The organism is Nocardioides sp. (assembly GCF_035703625.1).
GTDB lineage: Bacteria > Actinomycetota > Actinomycetes > Propionibacteriales > Nocardioidaceae > Nocardioides.
Map to the genome: position 1 here is coordinate 1 of NZ_DASSXS010000060.1, position 16,879 is coordinate 16,879.

A 16,879-nucleotide genomic window follows, 5' to 3' on the forward strand; every position below is an offset into this window, starting at 1 on the left:
CGCGCGACTGGTCGAGGAGGTGGGGGCTCCGCCGTTCCGGGTCGCTCTCGACCTGGTCGGCCAGGTCGCCGCGGGGGTGGCCGACGCCCACGCGGCGGGCCTCGTCCACCGGGACATCAAGCCGGCCAACGTCCTGCTCCGTCGGCGGGACGGCGAGCTGACCGCCTACCTCGCCGACTTCGGCGTCGCCTGCCGTGTCGGCGCCGAGCCGCCGTCGGGTGAGCCCGGCGCGACCGGGACTCCCCTGTGGATGGCGCCGGAGGTGTGGTCGGGCAGGCCAGCCGGGGTGGCCGGCGACATCTACTCGCTGGGGTGCCTGCTCTGGGCGACGCTGACCGGCCGACCGCCGTACGCCGGAGCGACGGAGGAGCGGCTTGCCGCCGCGCACCGCGAGCAGCCGGTGCCGCAGCTGGTCGGCGACAGCCCGATGGTGCTGGCGGTCAACCGGATCCTGCTCCGGTCGATGGCCAAGGAACCCGCCGCCCGCTACCGCACCGCAGCCGAGCTCCGTGCCGACCTGCGCCATGCCTCGACGCTCTCCGACGTGGTGCGGGGCCGGGCGTCCTCGGCGCCGGCTCTCCGCCGGCTCGCGACCGCGGTGGCGCTGCTCGCCACGGCCGGTGCCGCGGCGCTGTCCGGCGTCCACGATGCGCCGGAACGTTCACCCGGCCCGGCCCCCGGCGAGCGTGCCCGCGCGGTGGCCAGCCTGTCCGCCGCCCTGGCCGACCGCGGCCTGATGAGCCGGGACGATGCCGACTGCACGGCGCGGCGGTGGATCGCCGGCGCGGGGCTCCGCACGATGGTGTCGGCAGGCTTCTTCGACGCCGACCTCGACTTCGTCGACCGGGCCGGCAGTGCCGCGACGCCGCGGATCGAGCGTGCAGCGACCGCGGCCGCCCGGGCCTGCGCGACGGAGCGCTAGCGTCGCCGGCGCATCGCCCGGGCCCGGGTGGCGAGGCTCGAGACCTTGTCCAGCACCCCGACGACGACCGGGTGGACGTCCATGCCCTCTGGTCGCAGAGGGTGCATGAGCGCGTCGGTGCCGCCGTCCACGAACAGCACGCTTCCCACCATCAGGCTCGCGGCGTCCGACAGCAGGAACGCGATCGTGGCCGCCACCTCCTCCGGCCGCCCGGGGCGGCCGAGCGCCGAGGGGTAGGCGTCGGCGAAGACACCGAGCTGTGGATCCTCGCGAAGCCGGTCGGTCATGGGGGTCGCGATCAGGCCGGGAGCGACCGCGTTCAGCCGGATGCCCTGGCCCGCCCACTCGTCCTTCACGCCCTCCCGACGAGCCCACCAGGCCAGCGCTGCCTTGGTGGCGGGATAGACGTGCACGGCGTCCACCTCGTTCGCGGCGGCCCGGGCGTCGTCCTCGTCGTCGCGGAGGCAGGCGGCCGCGACGGCGGCGGTCCAGCCGGGCTGGCAGGTGATCGAGTTGGAGGCGAGGAGCACCACCGACGCGCCGGGTGCCAGCTGCGGTCGAAGCCCGCGTGCCAGCGCGATGGCCCCGAAGTAGTTGACCGACACGACCAGACCGGGGTCGACCCCGGTCAGCCCCGGCACCCCGGCGCACGGGACGACGCCGTGGACCACGTCGGCGACGTGCCGCACACGCTCGACGGCCTGCTGCCGGCCGGCGGCGGTCGACAGGTCGGCGACCACGTCGGCCTCGTGCCGGTCGACGGTGACGACCCGGTGCCCCTCGTCGCGCAGCAGACGAGTCGTGGCGGCGCCGATGCCGGACGCGGCACCGGACACCACGTAGGTCTTCACGACCGGCCGTCTGCCACGCGCACCAGGCCGGCCATCGTGGCGACGTACGCCGTCCCGTCGGGTCCGAGGTAGATCGAGGCGTAGTGGTTGTTCCACTGGGTGCCGGTGCCGGTGAGCCGGCTCCACGCGGTCTTCCCGCTGCGGATGTCGATCGCGGTGAGGTACCACGCGTCGACGCCGTCCTCGCGCGGTGGCTTGGTGTAGACGTAGAGCAACCCGTTGCCGTGGCTGGCCTTCGGCACCGAGGTCGGTGCGGTCTCCCGACTGGTCCACGCGACGCGGCAGCCGTCCCGGCGCAGCAGCACCCGCGACACCCCGGGTGTGGTGGAGCGACCGAACATCGTGGACTGCGGACCGGCGTAGCCGTAGTTGTTCTCGATGATGAACGACCGCCCGGCGGCGACCAGGCTGTTCTCGGTGGCGCTCGCCCCTCGGGCCAGCACCGGCACCCGGCAGTGGCGGGCGCCCGTGCGCCGGTCGTAGACGACGACCGCGCTGCGGGGCTCGGCGTTGTCGGCGATCGCCACCCATCGCCGCCCGAGGAGGGTGGGGGACGTGCCCGAACCGCGCGACAGCATGCCGGGCTTCTGGGTCGTACCCCGGTCGTAGGTCCGTCGCCAGGTGACCCGTGGCCGGCCGCGCCGGTCTGCGTCCAGCCGGTAGTTCGCGTGGGTGCTCACCGCGTAGACGCCCCCGGTCTCGTCCGTCGACACGGAGTTGACGATGTCCTCGCCCTTGCGCAGCTCGATCGTGGCCACGCGGCCGGTGCGCCGGTCGAGGGTCCCCACCGTCCCGTGCTGGCTGAAGAACCACACCCGCCCCTGCCAGTCGGGTGCCACGGCAACCAGGCAGTCGTCGTCGTCGAGGTGTCCGGCAAGGGGCCAGGAGCGGACCTTCGCCAGGTCGCCGTCGGCGGCCTGCCGGACCTTCCAGATCTCGCTGGTGGTGGTCGTGGCGAACGCCTGGTCCTGACCGTCGAGGAAGAAGTAGGTGCCGCCGCAGATGTCGGTGAGCGGGTTCCGGCCGGAGGTCGCGTCGCGGCCGGGCATCGCGAGCTCGGAGATCGGCTCCAGCGTCTCGGGATGGATGAGCATCATGGTGAAGCCCTCGACACCCCCGCACAGCGCGACGATCCGGCCCTTCGAGTCGAACGTCATGGTGGCGCACTCGCGGACGCCGTAGCTGCGCGAGGTCACCGTCAGGTCGCGCCCGAGTGGTCCGCTGACGTCGTAGGCATCGGTGCTGTAGGCGTCGTTGTGCATGCTGCTCGTGCCGTTGGGCGACAGGAACGGGTGCTGCGGAACCAGCGGATGGTCCAGCGGTCTGCTGGCGGCCGGTGCCGCCTCGAACGCGGGCACCAGGGCGTCGGTCGGCAGCGAGGGGATGGGCCCACCCGGGTTGGCGGGGATGTCGGGGAGCGGGTCGGCGCGGACCTCTGCGCCCGCACCCAGGGCCGTGACCGCCAGGGCGGCCGCCAGGGCGCGGATCGGCGTACGACGCGGCATCGCGCCACCCTAAACTGAAACGTGTTCCAGTTCCACTTCGGCCTCGCCCGGTGACGGCGCCGCAGGGCGGAATCGATGGTGGGTCGGCGTGGTCGAAAGCCGCGGCCAGGCGGCTGCCGACGCCCTACTGTTCGGAGCATGTCGCATTGGACAGCGAAGGTCGTCGCCACCGCGGCAGGAGCGCTCGGACTCCTCGGCACGGTCCTGGTCGTCTCGGCGAGCAGCGACGAGCCCCTCAGCCCGGCGGCCGTCGAGGTCGCCGACCTGCCGGCCGTCACCGACTTCTCGATCCGCGGGGAAGGCGACCGCTGTGTGTTCGACCCCGATCGCGGTGGCCTGGTCTACGAGGACCTGAGGATCGAGTCGAGCTCGACCGGCGTGCTCGAGCTCTCGTTCTACGTCCAGCGCGACAGCCTCGACGACCTCCTGCCGGGCTACGTCTCCACCGTCCTCGTGTTCGACGACGACTCCTCGAGCCACACCTTCGACCTGGTGCTGCCCGTCACCCAGGACGAGTACGACGCCGGCTACGACGACTGCCAGTTCAGCACCGGCGGTGAGTGACCGCGAGTGAACCCGGGTCCTCCCTCGCTCGGATCCCGCACCGGGACGGGCGCCTCAGACGTAACGCCGGGTCCGGTCCGCGGGTGAGCCCGGGCCGGAGGCGAGCAGCGCGGCGAGCTCGTACTCGAGCACGGCGCCGACGCGCTGGCAGAAGGCCTCTGGCTCCTCGGCGGCGTCCGGCTTCTCGGCCACGACCCGGTCGACCACGCCGAGGTGGTGCAGGTCGATCGCCCGGACCTTCTGGGCGCGCGCCATCTCGGGCGCGTGCTCGACGTCGCGATGCACGATCGCGCTCGCGCCCTCGGGGGGCAGCGGCGACAGCCAGGCGTGCTGCGCCGCGACCACCCGGTCCGCCGGCAGGAGGGCGAGGGCCCCGCCGCCGTTGCCCTCACCGAGCATCAGGCACAGCGTCGGTGCGTCGAGCGTGACCAGGTCGGAGAGGCAGCGCGCGATCTCGCCGGCCAGTCCGCCGTTCTCGGCATCCGGCGAGAGCGCGGCGCCCTGGGTGTCGATGACGGTGACCAGCGGGAGTCCCAGCTCGGAGGCCAGGTGCATCCCACGCCGTGCCTCGCGGAGGGCCTCGGGCCCCATCGGGTGGTCGGGCGTCTGGCCACGGCGGTCCTGCCCGAGGAACACGCACGGCACCCGGCCGAACCGCACCAGCGCGATCAGCAGCCCGGGGTCCGCCTCGCCCTGCCCCGTCCCGTTGAGCGGCACCACGTCGGAGGCGGAGTAGCGCAGGAGGCGGCGTACGCCGGGCCGGTCCGGCCGGCGCGACCTGGTGACCGCGTCCCACGTGTCGATGTCCGGGATCTCGTCGCCGGGTGGCTCCGGGACGGCCGGGATGCCCTCCCGGGGAGCCATCAGCACGTCGAGCACCCGGCTGAGGATGTCCGCGGCCTCCTCCGGGGCGACGACGGCGTCCAGGATGCCGCGCGTGTAGAGGTTCTCCGCGGTCTGCACGCCCTCGGGGAACGCCTTGCCGTAGAGGGCCTCGTAGACCCGCGGTCCGAGGAAGCCCACCAGCGCCCCGGGCTCCGCGGCGGTGACGTGGCCCAGCGAACCCCACGAGGCCATCACCCCGCCGGTGGTCGGGTGGCGGAGGTAGACGAGGTACGGCAACCCGGCCGCCTTGTGCGTGGCGACCGCCTGGCTGATCCGCACCATCTGGACGAACGCGGGGGTGCCCTCCTGCATCCGGGTGCCGCCGCTGACCGGCCCGGCGACCAGCGGCAGTCCTTCCGCGGTGGCCCGTTCGATCGCCGACACCAGCCGGTCGGCCGCAGCCCGGCCGATCGACCCGGCGAGGAAGCCGAACTCCCCGATGACGACGGCCACCCGGCGCCCCCGCATGAGGGCCTCGCCGCTGATGACCGACTCGTCCACGCCGCTGCGCCGGGTCGCCTCGGCCAGCTGGGCGGCGTAGTCCTCGCTCACCGCGCCGCGAGACGGCGGACTGTCCCAGGACCGCCACGAGCCGGAGTCGAAGACGAGCTCGACGAGCTCCCGTGCGGTCAGGCGGGTCACGGGCGACAGCGTACGACGCGCCCGTGTGGTCGCCTCCGGCCCGATCGCGTGCCTCTCCCGCGCCGAAGGGTGATTGAAACCTGTTCTTTCGGGTAGTGGCCTATTGGTCCAGACAACAGGCCGACCCCCGGAGGCGTCCCATGGCCATCACCGACGTGCTCGATCGCGAACGCACCGTCGCGACCCACAAGTTCAACCGCTGGCTGATCCCGCCCGCCGCGCTCGCCGTGCACCTGTGCATCGGGCAGGCCTACGCGACCAGCGTCTACAAGTCCTCGCTGGTCGAGCACTTCGACACCTCGCTGACCGCGATCGGGATCATCTTCTCGATCGCGATCGTGATGCTCGGCCTCAGCGCCGCGGTCTTCGGCACCTGGGTCGACACCGGTGGCCCACGCCGTGCCATGGCGGCCGCCGCGGCCTGCTGGTCGGCCGGCTTCCTGGTGGGTGCGCTGGGCATCGCGACCACCCAGCTCTGGCTGGTCTACCTGGGGTACGGCGTCATCGGCGGCATCGGTCTGGGCCTGGGATACATCTCGCCGGTCTCGACCCTCATCAAGTGGTTCCCGGACCGGCCGGGCCTCGCCACCGGGCTGGCGATCATGGGATTCGGGGGCGGCGCGATGATCGCCAGCCCCCTCTCGGCGAAGCTGCTCGGGATCTACGACCCCAACTTCGACTCGTCCACCGCCATCGCCAGCGGCGACGCCGTGGCCAAGCTCTTCGTGACCCTCGGGCTCCTCTACCTGGTGGTGATGCTCTTCGGCGCCTGGCTGGTACGGGTGCCACCCGAGGGCTGGAAGCCGGAGGGCTACGACCCCCACGATGTCGAGGTCAAGGACCTCGTCACCACCGGCAACGTCTCCGCCAACAACGCGATCAAGACCCCCCAGTTCTGGCTGCTGTGGACGGTGCTCTTCTGCAACGTCACCGCCGGCATCGGGCTGCTCGAGCAGGCGGCGCCGATGATCCAGGACTTCTTCCGCACCGGTGACTCGACGACGGTCGCCGCGGCAGCAGCGGCCGGATTCGTGGGAGTGCTGTCGTTGTTCAACATGGCCGGACGGTTCGCCTGGTCCTCCACCTCCGACATCGTCGGGCGCAAGAACATCTACATGCTCTACCTGGGCGCGGGGATGGGCCTCTACCTCCTGCTGGCCTTCGTCGGCGGTTCCACCACCCTGGTCTTCGTGCTCATCGCCGGCCTCATCATCAGCTTCTACGGCGGTGGCTTCGCCACCGTGCCCGCCTACCTGCGTGACCTGTTCGGGACGTTCCAGGTCGGCGCGATCCACGGCCGGCTGCTCACCGCCTGGTCGGCCGCGGGCGTCGCCGGACCGTTGATCATCAACGGCATCCTCGACACGCAGGGCGAGCCGGGGACGCTGACCGCCGACAACTACACGCCGGCCCTGATCACCATGGTCTGCGTGCTGGCGGTCGGGTTCGTCGCCAACCTGCTCATCCGCCCGGTGGCCGAGCGGTTCCACGAGGCCGGCAGGAGTCAGGAGGCTGCCGCCGGCGCGTCGGCGGACACGGGGGACGGCCGGGACCTCCCGGGTCCGGGAGCCGTGTGGCTTCCCATCGCCTGGGTGATCGTCGGCGTCCCGCTGCTCTACGGCGTCTACAAGACCGTGGTCGTCGCCGTCGAGCTGTTCTAGCCACACCACGAGCGGTCGACCACCGCGGCTCAGGCTGCGCGGTGCGAGCCCGGTAACAGGGGAGCCGGGCTCCCGTGCAGCCGGGCCGCGGTGCGCCGCCTCGGCGGGCGTTCCGGGACGTCAGCCGGCGACCACGATCTCAGCAGGACGGCGCAGGAACTCGCCGTACCGCCTCGAGGCCTCGTCGAGGCACCGCAGCTCGTCCTCCGCGAGCGCCCGGTGCGGCGCCAGCTCGAAGCGCACCAGCGCGGGCGTCACCGTGCGCTTCATGCCGGCCACGAGCTGGCCGTCGACCAGCGCGATCCCGATCGCACGCTCCCGTTGCCGCGGGACCACCCCTCGCGCGTCCAGGACCCACCGGGAGTCCTGGTAGCCGCGATAGGTCTCGTCGAGGAGCTGCAGGAGGTGGCCGAGGGGCTGCCCGGGGCCCGGTGGCGGCTCACCCGGCAGGTGCCAGTACGTCCGCCCGTCGTGCTCGAACGAGTCCAGCCGGTCCTGGACCTCGGCCAGGCCGCGGCGGGCGTCGCCGAGGGTGAGCGTCGCCCAGTAGGCGAGGTCCTTGACGGTGGCCGGGCCGTGGCCGGTGAAGTAGCGCAGCGCGAGCCTGGGCAGGGCCTGGTCGCGGTCGAACCGCTCCAGCGGGAGCCGGGTGCCGACCCGGGCGGCGTACGTCGCGTAGGTGTGGCTGTCCTCGCGTGGCTCCCCGCTGCTGACCTGGCGGTCCAGCTCCAGGTCAGCCATCAGCAGCATCACCAGGCGGCCGGTGATCCGCTCCGACAGGGCGGGCAGCCGGGCGTGCAGCCCGGCGGCCACCTCCTCGCGGGTGCGGTCCGGGGTGGCGGACAGGAGATCGAGGACGGCCGTGCGGAGTCGGTCGAGGTCCTCGACCGTCAGCCCGAGGTCGCCGAGCAGCTGCCGCTGGATGATCCTGCGCAGGCTCGGTCCGGTCAGCGCCAGCAGCCAGTCGATGTCCGCGCGTGCGACGTAGTGCCAGGTCGGGCGCAGCACGTGGGTTCGGACCACCTCCCCGCTCGCGAGCCTCCCGGCCAGGTCGGCGGGGTCCGGGGCGGTGGTCCGGGCGGCCACCGCCCAGGCTGACTGGCCGGGGTTCTCTGCCTGCACCGCCAGAAGGCCGTCCATCACCTCGGCGGCCGATCCGGCCCGGGGCCCGACGAGCCGCTGGTTGCGCAGGCGCCACCGGGCGATCGCGACGTCGTCCACGGGCGTCCTAGCGGGCTCGCCAGGCGTCGAGCACCTCGGCCTCGGCCGACCGGTCCAGCCCCGTGACCGGCGCATCGGGCTCCGCCCTGAGCCAGGCGAGCGTGTCGCGCGCAGTCTCGGCGAGCGGCCGGGTCCGGAGCCCGGCGTCGTAGGACGCCTCGACGTCGACCGACATCAGCCAGGCGTACTCGGGCTGCGGCAGCCACACCGGGAGTGACCGCGGGCCGGCCCACGGCTCCACGTCGTGCGCGGCGAGGAACTCCTGGTCGACCCAGGTCCAGCGACGGTCGGGCCCGGCCACGCCGACGCCGTCGGCGATCGCCGAGAGGAACCCGGCCCTGGTGATGGCGCGACCGGTCCCGTGGAAGACCCCGGTGGTCCGGCTCTCGGCGCAGTCGACCAGCCAGGCGGCGAGGTCGCGTACGTCGATGACCTGGACCCGTTCCTCGGACGACCCGGGAGCGAGGACCTCGCCGCCGTCGGCGATCCGGCGGGGCCAGTAGCTGAACCGGCCGGACCGGTCGCCGGGCCCCACGATGAGGCCGGGCCGGACCACCGCCGACGATTGCGCGCCCGTGGTGACGGCCTGCTCGCAGGCGACCTTCATCGCGCCGTAGACGTGGGGCCCGGCGTCGAGGTCCTCGTCGGTGTGGATCGGCTCGTGGGTCGGCAGGCTGTCGACCGTGCCGTGGGGGGTCGAGTCGTCGGTGTAGACGCTGATCGTCGAGACGAAGATCCAGTGCGGCTCCGGCAGCGCCGCGACCGCCGACCGGACCCACGAAGGGTGCCGGGCGACGTCGACCACGGCGTCGAACGGGTCCCCGTCGAGCAGGGTCGCCGGTGCCGGGTCGCTGCGGTCCCACACGACGTGCGCCGCGCCCTCGGGCACCGGCCCCGACTCGCCGCGACAGGCGCAGGTGACGTCGTGCCCGCGCCGTAGCGCCTCCACCGCGACCGCGCGGGAGAGGAAGAGGGTGCCGCCCAGGACCAGCAGCCTCATGTCGGGTACGGCGGTGACCGGCGGCCCAGCAACCAGGCGTCGAACAGCGGGCGCAGGTCGTCCCCGGCCTTCCGCGACCACCACGCGGCGATGTCGTCGTATCCCGCGTTGGCGTTGTCGTGGGACCGGGGCCAGGCCCTCACCGCCTGCCAGAATCTGTCGTCACCGACCCGGGTCCGCACCTCGTCCCACATCAGTGCGGGCAGGTAGTAGATGTTCCCCTCGCCGAACGTGGCGGGGTCGTAGTCGGCCGGGGGGCCAGCCGCGGATCTCTCCGCACCGTCCGCCGCGGCGAACTCGGCCAGCTTCTCGTCGATGTCGATGCCGTACTCCTGGTCCTCCCAGAGCACCTGCAGGTACATCGCCATGCCCTCGTTCATCCACACGTCACGCCAGTCGCGTGGCGTGACCTGGTCGCCGTACCACTGGTGGATCATCTCGTGCACCACCACCGAGGGGGAGAGGGTGTACTCGGTGCGGCCGAGGGTGATCATCGTCTGGGTCTCCATCCCGCTCGTGGAGTCGACCACCACCAGGCCGAGCGAGGAGAACGGGTAGGGGCCGAGCCTGCGCTCGAGCCAGGCGAGCTCGTCGGCGGCCACCTGCACCGACCGCAGGCTGCGCTCGTCGCCGCGGGGAGTCCAGTAGGTCATCGGCACCCCGCTCTGCGACCTGTCCCTGGTCATCGTGAAGTTCCCGAACGCCACGGTCACGAGGTACGACGCGGCGGGCTCGTCGAGGTGCCAGTCGGTCGTCGTGCTGCCAGCGGACCGCGTGCGTGACTGCAGCCTGCCGTTGGCCACGCCGACCCAGGGTGAGGTGGTGGTGAGGGTGAAGTCGTACAGCGCCTTGTCGGAGGGGTGGTCGTTGACGGCGTACCAGGAGTAGGCCCCGAACGGCTCCTGCATCGTCCAGGTCTCCCCCTGGTCGGTGATCTGCCAGCCGATGGTGTTGAAGTCATCGCGGGTGGTCGGCGCCGGAGCGGGCCTGGGCGTGCCGCGGTAGCGAACCTCGAGGGTGTAGCGCTCGTCCGCCCGGACAGGTGCCGTGACGACGAGGTCCTTTCCTCGCTCCCGGAACGTCACCTGCTCCCCGTCGAGCGCGAGCGAGGTGACGCTGAGCGCCTTGCCGAAGTCGAGCTGGAACTGCTCGGCATCCTCCGTGGCCCGGAACGTCAGCGTCTCCACCGCGTCGAGGGTCCGCGGCTTCGGGGACCAGGTCAGGTCCAGCTGGTAGTGCAGCGCGTCCACGCCGGGGTCGCCGACACTCGGGTAGACCCGGTCCTCGACCGGTCGGCTCAGGGCGGCGTCGAGGGCGGGGTCGTCCGGATCGAGAGCCGTCCCGGCGGGCTCCCGGGCCGCCGGGCTCGCGGACGGCGTGGAGGAGCCGGCCGTGGGTGAGGGGGCGGCCTCGGGCTCGTCCTCGCCCGCCGAGCACCCCGTCATCACCAGTGCCACGACCGCCACCCAGGCGGCCGCACCCCGCGTTCTCATGGGCCCACGCTAGTCGGCACGCGGGAACGCGGGCAGAGTTGCGCGCCGGTGAGGCGCGCGGTTGGCTGGCGCCATGACCGCCGACCTCCTCTCCCAGTTCTTCTCGGGGCACCGCGAACGCCTCGACCGCGCCCTGGAGGCCTGTGCCTCCCGTGGGCACTTCTCTGCCTTCGACGAGTCCCCCTCTCCCCGGGTCTACGGCGAGACGGCGGCGGCCGAGGGCAAGAAGGCGTACGACGCCTGGCTGGGCAAGGAGTTCCCGCTCACGACCCCGGGCAGCGACGGGACCGTGGCCACCGAGCGTTCGCCGTACGGCTTCGAGCTGGGGGTGAGCTACCCGCGCGTGCCGGCGACCGACGAGGCGGTCGAGGCCCTGCTCGCGGCCTCCCGGGCCGGGATGCGGGCCTGGCGCGACGCCGGTCCCGAGGGCCGTACCGGTGTGTGCCTGGAGATCCTGGACCGGCTGCACCGGCGGATCTTCGAGCTGGCCAACGCGGTGCAGCACACGAGCGGGCAGGCGTTCGTGATGGCGTTCCAGGCGGGTGGGGCGCACGCCCTGGACCGGGCGCTCGAGGCGATCGCCTACGCGTGGACCGAGATGACGCGCACGCCCGCGACCGCCGTCTGGGAGAAGCCGGGGCGGGGCGAGCCGCTGCGGATGGAGAAGACGTTCACCGTCGTACCCCGCGGGGTGGCCCTGGTGATCGGCTGCAACACCTTCCCGACCTGGAACTCCTGGCCCGGGCTGTTCGCCTCGCTGGTCACCGGCAACTCCGTCGTGGTGAAGCCTCACCCCGGGGCCGTGCTCCCGCTCGCCATCACGGTGCAGGTCTGCCGGGAGGTGCTCGACGAGGTGGGGTTCGACCCCGACCTGGTCACCCTGGCCGCGGAGGACCCGGCCGACCGGCTGGCCGCGGTGCTGGCGGTGCGGCCCGAGGTGAGGCTGATCGACTTCACCGGCAGCAACGCCTTCGGCGAGTGGCTCGAGGAGAACGCCCGGCAGGCGCTGGTGTTCACCGAGAAGGCGGGCGTCAACACCGTCGTCATCGACTCCACCGACAACTTCAAGGCGATGTGCCAGAACCTCGCGTTCTCCTTCTCGCTCTACACCGGCCAGATGTGCACCGCACCGCAGAACGTCTACCTGCCGGCCGGGGGGATCGACACCGACGAGGGGGAGAAGTCGCCGGCCGAGGTGGGCGCGGGCATCGGCGCCGCGCTCGACAAGCTGCTGGGCGACGACGCTCGCGCGGTCGAGCTCCTCGGCGGCGTGGTGAACCCCGGTGTGCTGGAGCGGCTCGAGGCAGCCGGCTCGAGCGGTGAGGTGCTGGTGGAGTCGCGCACGGTCACGCACCCGACGTACTCCGACGCGACGGTCCGGACGCCCACTCTCATCGGGCTCGGCGCGGCCGACGCCGAGGTGTACGAGTCGGAGTGCTTCGGTCCGGTGGCCTATCTGATCTCGACGTCCGACACCGACGAGTCGATCGACCGGTTCCGCGACACGGTCACGCGCCACGGCGCGATGACGGCCTCGGTCTACTCGACCTCGGGCACGGTGATCGACGACATGCGCGAGGCGGCGCTCGACGCCGGTGTCGCCCTGTCGGAGAACCTCCTCGGCGCGGTGTTCGTCAACCAGTCCGCGGCCTACTCCGACTTCCACGGCACCGGCGCCAACCCGGCCGCCACCGCGGCGTACACCGACGGTGCCTACGTCGCCTCCCGCTTCCGGGTGATCCAGTCGCGCCGCCACCTCTGACGGACCCCCTCACCCGCCCGAGCCCAGGCGTCTCACCGGTCACACTCCTCAGCCGATCCCTGCACTTCCCGGGCAGTGCAACGGCCGAGATGTGTCGGTTTCCCCGGCGGGCCGGGGAATCCGCCACAGCGATGAATTCGGTAGCCACCACCGGTCGTACTCCACGAAGATCGGAAACCTTCGTCTGCAGCAGTCGTCCTCGAGCACGGCGTGCGTGGACCAGGTGAACGAGACCCCGACTACCGACGGAGAGACCCCCATGAACGACCTCGACCACAGGGCTCGCTGGCTGGCGCTCTACACGCTGTGCCTGGGGGACCTGCTGATCGTCCTCGACATGAGCATCGTCAACGTGGCGCTGCCGTCCATCCAGGCCGACCTCGGCTTCTCGCAGACCGCCCTGGCCTGGGTCGTCAACGCCTACCTCCTGACCTTCGGCGGGTTCCTGCTGCTCTCCGGCCGGCTCGGCGACCTGCTCGGCAACAAGCGTGTGTTCCAGGCCGGAGTGGTGTCGTTCACCGTGGCCTCGATCGCCTGCGGGCTGGCGCCGTCGGCGGGCCTGCTCGTCGCCGGGCGCGCCCTCCAGGGTCTCGGCGGCGCGGCCGTCTCGGCCGTGGCGCTGGCCCTGATCATGGGCCTGTTCTCCGACGACGGTGAGCGCGCCAAGGCGATGGGCGTCTTCGGCTTCGTGATGTCCGGGGGCGGCGCGGTCGGGGCCCTGCTCGGCGGCGTGCTCACCGGCCTGCTGAACTGGCACTGGATCTTCCTGGTCAACGTCCCGATCGGGATCGCCGTCTGGGTGCTCGCCAGGCGGATCCTGCCCGAGGACGACGTCGTCCCCGGCTCCACCCGTCTCGACATCCCGGGCGCCGTGCTGGTGACCCTGAGCATGATGCTCGCGGTGTACGGCGTCGTCGGCGGCAACGAGGCGGGGTGGACCTCCGGCCGCACGCTCGGCCTGCTCGGCGGCTCGGCGGTGCTGCTGACCGTGTTCGTGCTCTGGGAGTCGCGCACCGCTTCACCGCTGGTCCCCCTGCGGCTGTTCGCCCTGCGCAACGTCACGATCTCCCAGGTGGTCGGCGTGCTCTGGGCCGGTGCGATGTTCGCGTGGTTCTTCCTGGCGACGCTCTACCTCCAGCAGGTGCTGGGGTACGACGCCCTCGACATCGGTCTGGCCTTCCTGCCCACCAGCCTGGTGATGGCCTACTGCTCGCTGAAGATCTCTGATCGCGTGGTGATGAGGTTCGGTATCCGCCCGCCGCTGGTGGTCGGCCTGGCCTGCGCGTCGCTCAGCCTCCTGCTGTTCTCGCGGGCCCCGGTCGACGGGAGCTTCCTGGTCGACGTACTGCCTGCCCTGATCCTGATGGGCGTCGGGGCAGGCATCGCCTTCAACCCCGTCCTGCTGGCGGCCATGGGCGACGTCGACCCGCACGAGGCAGGTCTCGCGTCCGGGGTCGTCAACACCAGCTTCATGATGGGCGGAGCGCTCGGCCTGGCCGTGTTCGTGAGTCTGTCCAGCTGGCGCACCTCGTCGCTGGTCGCTGGCGGCGAGGCGCCCCTGGTCGCGCTGAACGAGGGCTTCCAGATCTCGTTCCTGGCCGCCGCCGTCGCGGCCCTGGCCGCCGCCGCCATCGGTGGGGCGCTGCTGCGGCCGAAGCCGATGCAGGTGCCCGAGGAGCAGTCGATGGCCGAGTCCCCGGCCTGACCCACCCAGGCGTGTGCCCGAGGACGACCGCGGAGGTGTCCTCGGGCACAGGACCGACTTCAGCGAGGGGTCATCTGGCCTGCCGACCGAGTCGATAGCGTGGATGCCATGCGCGACCTGCTCCTCCGCAACGCACGCATCGTCGAGCTCGGCACCGGCCCGAGCGTCGACACGCCCCTGGACGTCCGCGTCCAGGACGGCACCGTCGCGGAGGTCGGCCTGCACCTCGATCGTCCCGCCGGCCTCGAGGAGTACGACGCCGCGGGTCGCTGGTTGATCCCCGGCCTGTGGGACCAGCACGTGCACCTCGGCCAGTGGACCGTGTCCTCCCAGCGCCTGGACCTGGCCCCCACCTGGTCCCCCGAGGAGGCCACCGCGCTGGTGGCCGAACGCCTCCTCGAGGTCCCGGGCGAGCCGATCATCGGGTGGGGCCACCGGCTCTCGCGCTGGCACCGCGACCCGACCGTCGCCGAGCTGGACGAGGTGGCGCCCGACACGCCGGTCATCCTGATCAGCGGCGACGGGCACCACGCCTGGCTCAACACCACGGCGCTGATCGCCCTGGCGCTGCCGGTCCGGGACAAGGTCGTCTTCGAGCGCGAGTGGTTCGCGGCCTACGGCCGGCTGGTCACCCTGGTGGGCAACGACGGCACCTCCCCGGCGGCGTACGAGCGCACGATGGAGGCGGCCGCCGCCATGGGGGTCACCGGGATCGTCGACTTCGAGTTCAGCGGGGACCACCACGACTGGGCCGAGCGCTTCCACGAGGGCGCCAACCTGCTGCGGGTCAGGACCGCGACGTACGCCGACGGTCTGGACGCCGTCATCAGCGCGGGCCTGCGCACCGGCGACATGCTCCCCGACTGCGACGAGCGGATCACGATGGGGCCGCTGAAGATCATCTCCGACGGGTCGCTCAACACCAGGACTGCCTGGTGCTGCGAGCCGTACGCCGACGGGTCGGGCTCGGGCGAGCCCAACCAGACCGACGAGGAGCTCCACGACCTCCTCAAGGTCGCGGTCGGCAACGGCCTGGAGGTCGCCACCCACGCCATCGGCGATGCCGCGGTGCACTCCGCGCTGCTGGCCTACGAGGCGACCGGGGCGGCCGGCTCGATCGAGCACGCCCAGCTGATCCGGCGGGAGGACGTGCGGCGGCTGGCCGAGCTCGGGATCCGGGCCAGCGTCCAGCCGGCCCACCTGCTCGACGACCGCGACGCGACCGAGCGGGTCTGGGCCGACCGGGCGGACCGGTCCTTCGCGCTGCGGTGGATGCTCGACGAGGGCGTCACCCTCGCCTTCGGCTCGGACGCCCCCGTCTCGCCGCTCGACCCGTGGCTGGCCATGGCGGCCGCGGTCCACCGCAGCGGCGACCAGCGCGATCCCTGGCACCCCGAGCAGGCCCTGACGCCGCGGGAGACGCTGGCCGCCTCCGTCGACGACCAGGGGACCGTCCGGCCGGGGTCGCGAGGTGACCTCGTGCTGCTCGACTCGGACCCGGTCGACACGGCCGGCAGCTCCCTGGAGAAGGCGGACCGGCTGCGCGACATGCACGTCCACGCCACCTGGGTGGCCGGCCAGCTGGTCTACGCCGAGCTCTGAGGGGGCCGGCCGGATGGGGGCGACACGGGACGAGGTCGCGGCCCGGCTGCCCGGTGACGACCTGGTCGACGCCAACGTGGTCATGGACCGCGCCACCACCCTGCCCGGGACGGCCGAGGACCTGTGGCCCTGGCTGGTGCAGCTCGGCAAGGGCCGGGCCGGCTGGTACTTCCCGCGCCGGGCGGAGCGACTCGTCGTCCCGTCGGGTCGCGGTCTGTGGCGGCTCGAGCCGGCGTACGGCGCCCTCGCGGTCGGCGACCGGGTGCCCGACTGGGGCCCGGGCGAGCCGGAGTTCGAGGTGGCACGTCTCGAACCGCCGCACGTGCTGGTCTACCGGTCCCTGCGGCAGCGCTCCCGTCGCCACCGCTGGCCCGTCGAGGACCCGCCGCCGCCGGACACTCTCGACCTGACCTGGGCCCTGGTCACCAGTGACGTCGCCGCCGGCGTCCGGCTGCACCTCAGGCTCCGGGTCCGGACCACCCGGGCGTGGACGGCGCCCCTCGCGCGGATCGGCGGCGGTGCCATGGACGCGCTCACCGTCGGACTGCTGTTCGCCGGCCTGCGGGAGCGGCTGGCGAACCCCTAGGTGGGGGTGGCGGCGCGGACCAGGCGGACCGGTCGCCCGGCCGGCCAGCGGTGCTGGAGGCGGCAGCACCGGCCCCGAGCGACTGGCGACCACGGCCGGTCTGTGGTGTGCTGTCCCGCGCGTCGGGGGAGGACCAGTCCGGGCACAGAGGGAGCGTGGGATGCCGGAATCCGACTTCGAGCTGCGCCTTTCCGCGGCCCAGGCGGGCGACGAGGCCAGCTTCACCGAGCTGTTCCGGTCCGTGCAGCCGAGCCTGCTCCGGTACCTGGGAGCGATGGGCGGGCCGCTCGCGGACGACGTCGCCGCCGAGACCTGGCTGTCGGTGGTCAAGGGGCTCGGACGGTTCCGTGGCGACGAGTCGAAGTGGAAGGCGTGGGTGTTCACGATCGCCCGCGCCCGTCTGGTCGACGCGCGGCGCCGAGCCGCACGAACGCCGACCCCCGTGGACACCGACGTCGTACTCGACGGACATGCGGCACC

The 16,879-nt window shown here is 72.7% G+C and carries 14 protein-coding genes; 8 read left to right on the top strand and 6 right to left on the bottom strand.

From position 1 onward, the window contains the following. Positions 1-922, top strand: a 922-nt coding sequence (locus tag VFN12_RS02670) for a serine/threonine-protein kinase (RefSeq protein WP_325117016.1), incomplete at its 5' end; no start/stop codon positions are given. Here VFN12_RS02670 and VFN12_RS02675 read toward each other — a convergent pair. Together VFN12_RS02675 and VFN12_RS02680 are read right to left on the bottom strand one after the other, a co-directional pair. Further along, positions 919-1,773 carry an SDR family oxidoreductase gene (locus tag VFN12_RS02675; RefSeq protein ID WP_325117017.1) on the bottom strand — a complete coding sequence of 285 codons (855 nt, stop codon included), beginning with the start codon at positions 1,771-1,773 and terminating at the stop codon, positions 919-921. The genes VFN12_RS02670 and VFN12_RS02675 overlap by 4 nt on opposite strands. Further along, positions 1,770-3,278, bottom strand: a complete 1,509-nt coding sequence (locus VFN12_RS02680; RefSeq protein ID WP_325117019.1) for a hypothetical protein — start codon at positions 3,276-3,278, stop codon at positions 1,770-1,772. Before VFN12_RS02680 ends, VFN12_RS02675 begins: the two co-directional genes overlap by 4 nt. A gap of 138 nt (positions 3,279-3,416) precedes the next feature. Here VFN12_RS02680 and VFN12_RS02685 point away from each other — a divergent pair, with 138 nt between their 5' ends. After that, positions 3,417-3,842, top strand: coding sequence for a hypothetical protein (locus tag VFN12_RS02685; RefSeq protein WP_325117020.1), 426 nt, complete (start codon positions 3,417-3,419; stop codon positions 3,840-3,842). 54 nt (positions 3,843-3,896) lie between these two features. Here the strand turns inward: VFN12_RS02685 and VFN12_RS02690 are convergent, their stop codons facing one another. Beyond that, the gene (locus VFN12_RS02690) at positions 3,897-5,369 is read right to left on the bottom strand and encodes a carboxyl transferase domain-containing protein (RefSeq protein ID WP_325117021.1); all 1,473 of its coding nucleotides are present in this window, start codon (positions 5,367-5,369) and stop codon (positions 3,897-3,899) included. 140 nt (positions 5,370-5,509) lie between these two features. On the opposite strand from VFN12_RS02690, the gene VFN12_RS02695 reads away from it, so the two are divergent. Then, positions 5,510-7,030, top strand: coding sequence for an OFA family MFS transporter (locus VFN12_RS02695; RefSeq protein WP_325117022.1), 1,521 nt, complete (start codon positions 5,510-5,512; stop codon positions 7,028-7,030). A gap of 120 nt (positions 7,031-7,150) precedes the next feature. Here the strand turns inward: VFN12_RS02695 and VFN12_RS02700 are convergent, their stop codons facing one another. From VFN12_RS02700 to VFN12_RS02710, 3 genes are read right to left on the bottom strand one after another with little or no spacing between them, the layout of a single operon-like run. Continuing rightward, on the bottom strand, positions 7,151-8,251 hold the full coding sequence (locus tag VFN12_RS02700; RefSeq protein ID WP_325117023.1) for a winged helix DNA-binding domain-containing protein: 1,101 nt from the start codon (positions 8,249-8,251) through the stop codon (positions 7,151-7,153). A 7-nt stretch (positions 8,252-8,258) separates the two neighbouring features. Next, a complete protein-coding gene (locus tag VFN12_RS02705; protein ID WP_325117024.1) occupies positions 8,259-9,251 on the bottom strand; it encodes an NAD-dependent epimerase/dehydratase family protein in 993 nt (330 codons plus the stop codon). Next, positions 9,248-10,744: a M1 family aminopeptidase gene (locus tag VFN12_RS02710; RefSeq protein ID WP_325117025.1), complete on the bottom strand. Its 1,497-nt coding sequence runs from the start codon at positions 10,742-10,744 to the stop codon at positions 9,248-9,250. Before VFN12_RS02710 ends, VFN12_RS02705 begins: the two co-directional genes overlap by 4 nt. A 73-nt stretch (positions 10,745-10,817) precedes the next feature. Here VFN12_RS02710 and paaN point away from each other — a divergent pair, with 73 nt between their 5' ends. From paaN to VFN12_RS02735, 5 genes are all read left to right on the top strand, one after another. Continuing rightward, a complete protein-coding gene (gene paaN / locus VFN12_RS02715) occupies positions 10,818-12,506 on the top strand; it encodes a phenylacetic acid degradation protein PaaN (RefSeq protein WP_325117027.1) in 1,689 nt (562 codons plus the stop codon). A 259-nt stretch (positions 12,507-12,765) separates the two neighbouring features. After that, positions 12,766-14,211 (top strand): DHA2 family efflux MFS transporter permease subunit, encoded by a 1,446-nt coding sequence (locus tag VFN12_RS02720; RefSeq protein WP_325117028.1) that lies wholly within the window; start codon positions 12,766-12,768, stop codon positions 14,209-14,211. Positions 14,212-14,319: 108 nt separating this feature from the next. Beyond that, the gene (locus tag VFN12_RS02725) at positions 14,320-15,813 is read left to right on the top strand and encodes an amidohydrolase (RefSeq protein ID WP_325117029.1); all 1,494 of its coding nucleotides are present in this window, start codon (positions 14,320-14,322) and stop codon (positions 15,811-15,813) included. A 13-nt stretch (positions 15,814-15,826) separates the two neighbouring features. Further along, positions 15,827-16,399 (top strand): hypothetical protein, encoded by a 573-nt coding sequence (locus tag VFN12_RS02730; RefSeq protein ID WP_325117030.1) that lies wholly within the window; start codon positions 15,827-15,829, stop codon positions 16,397-16,399. Between the two features lie 160 nt (positions 16,400-16,559). Beyond that, positions 16,560-16,879, top strand: a 320-nt coding sequence (locus tag VFN12_RS02735) for an RNA polymerase sigma factor (protein WP_325117032.1), incomplete at its 3' end; no start/stop codon positions are given.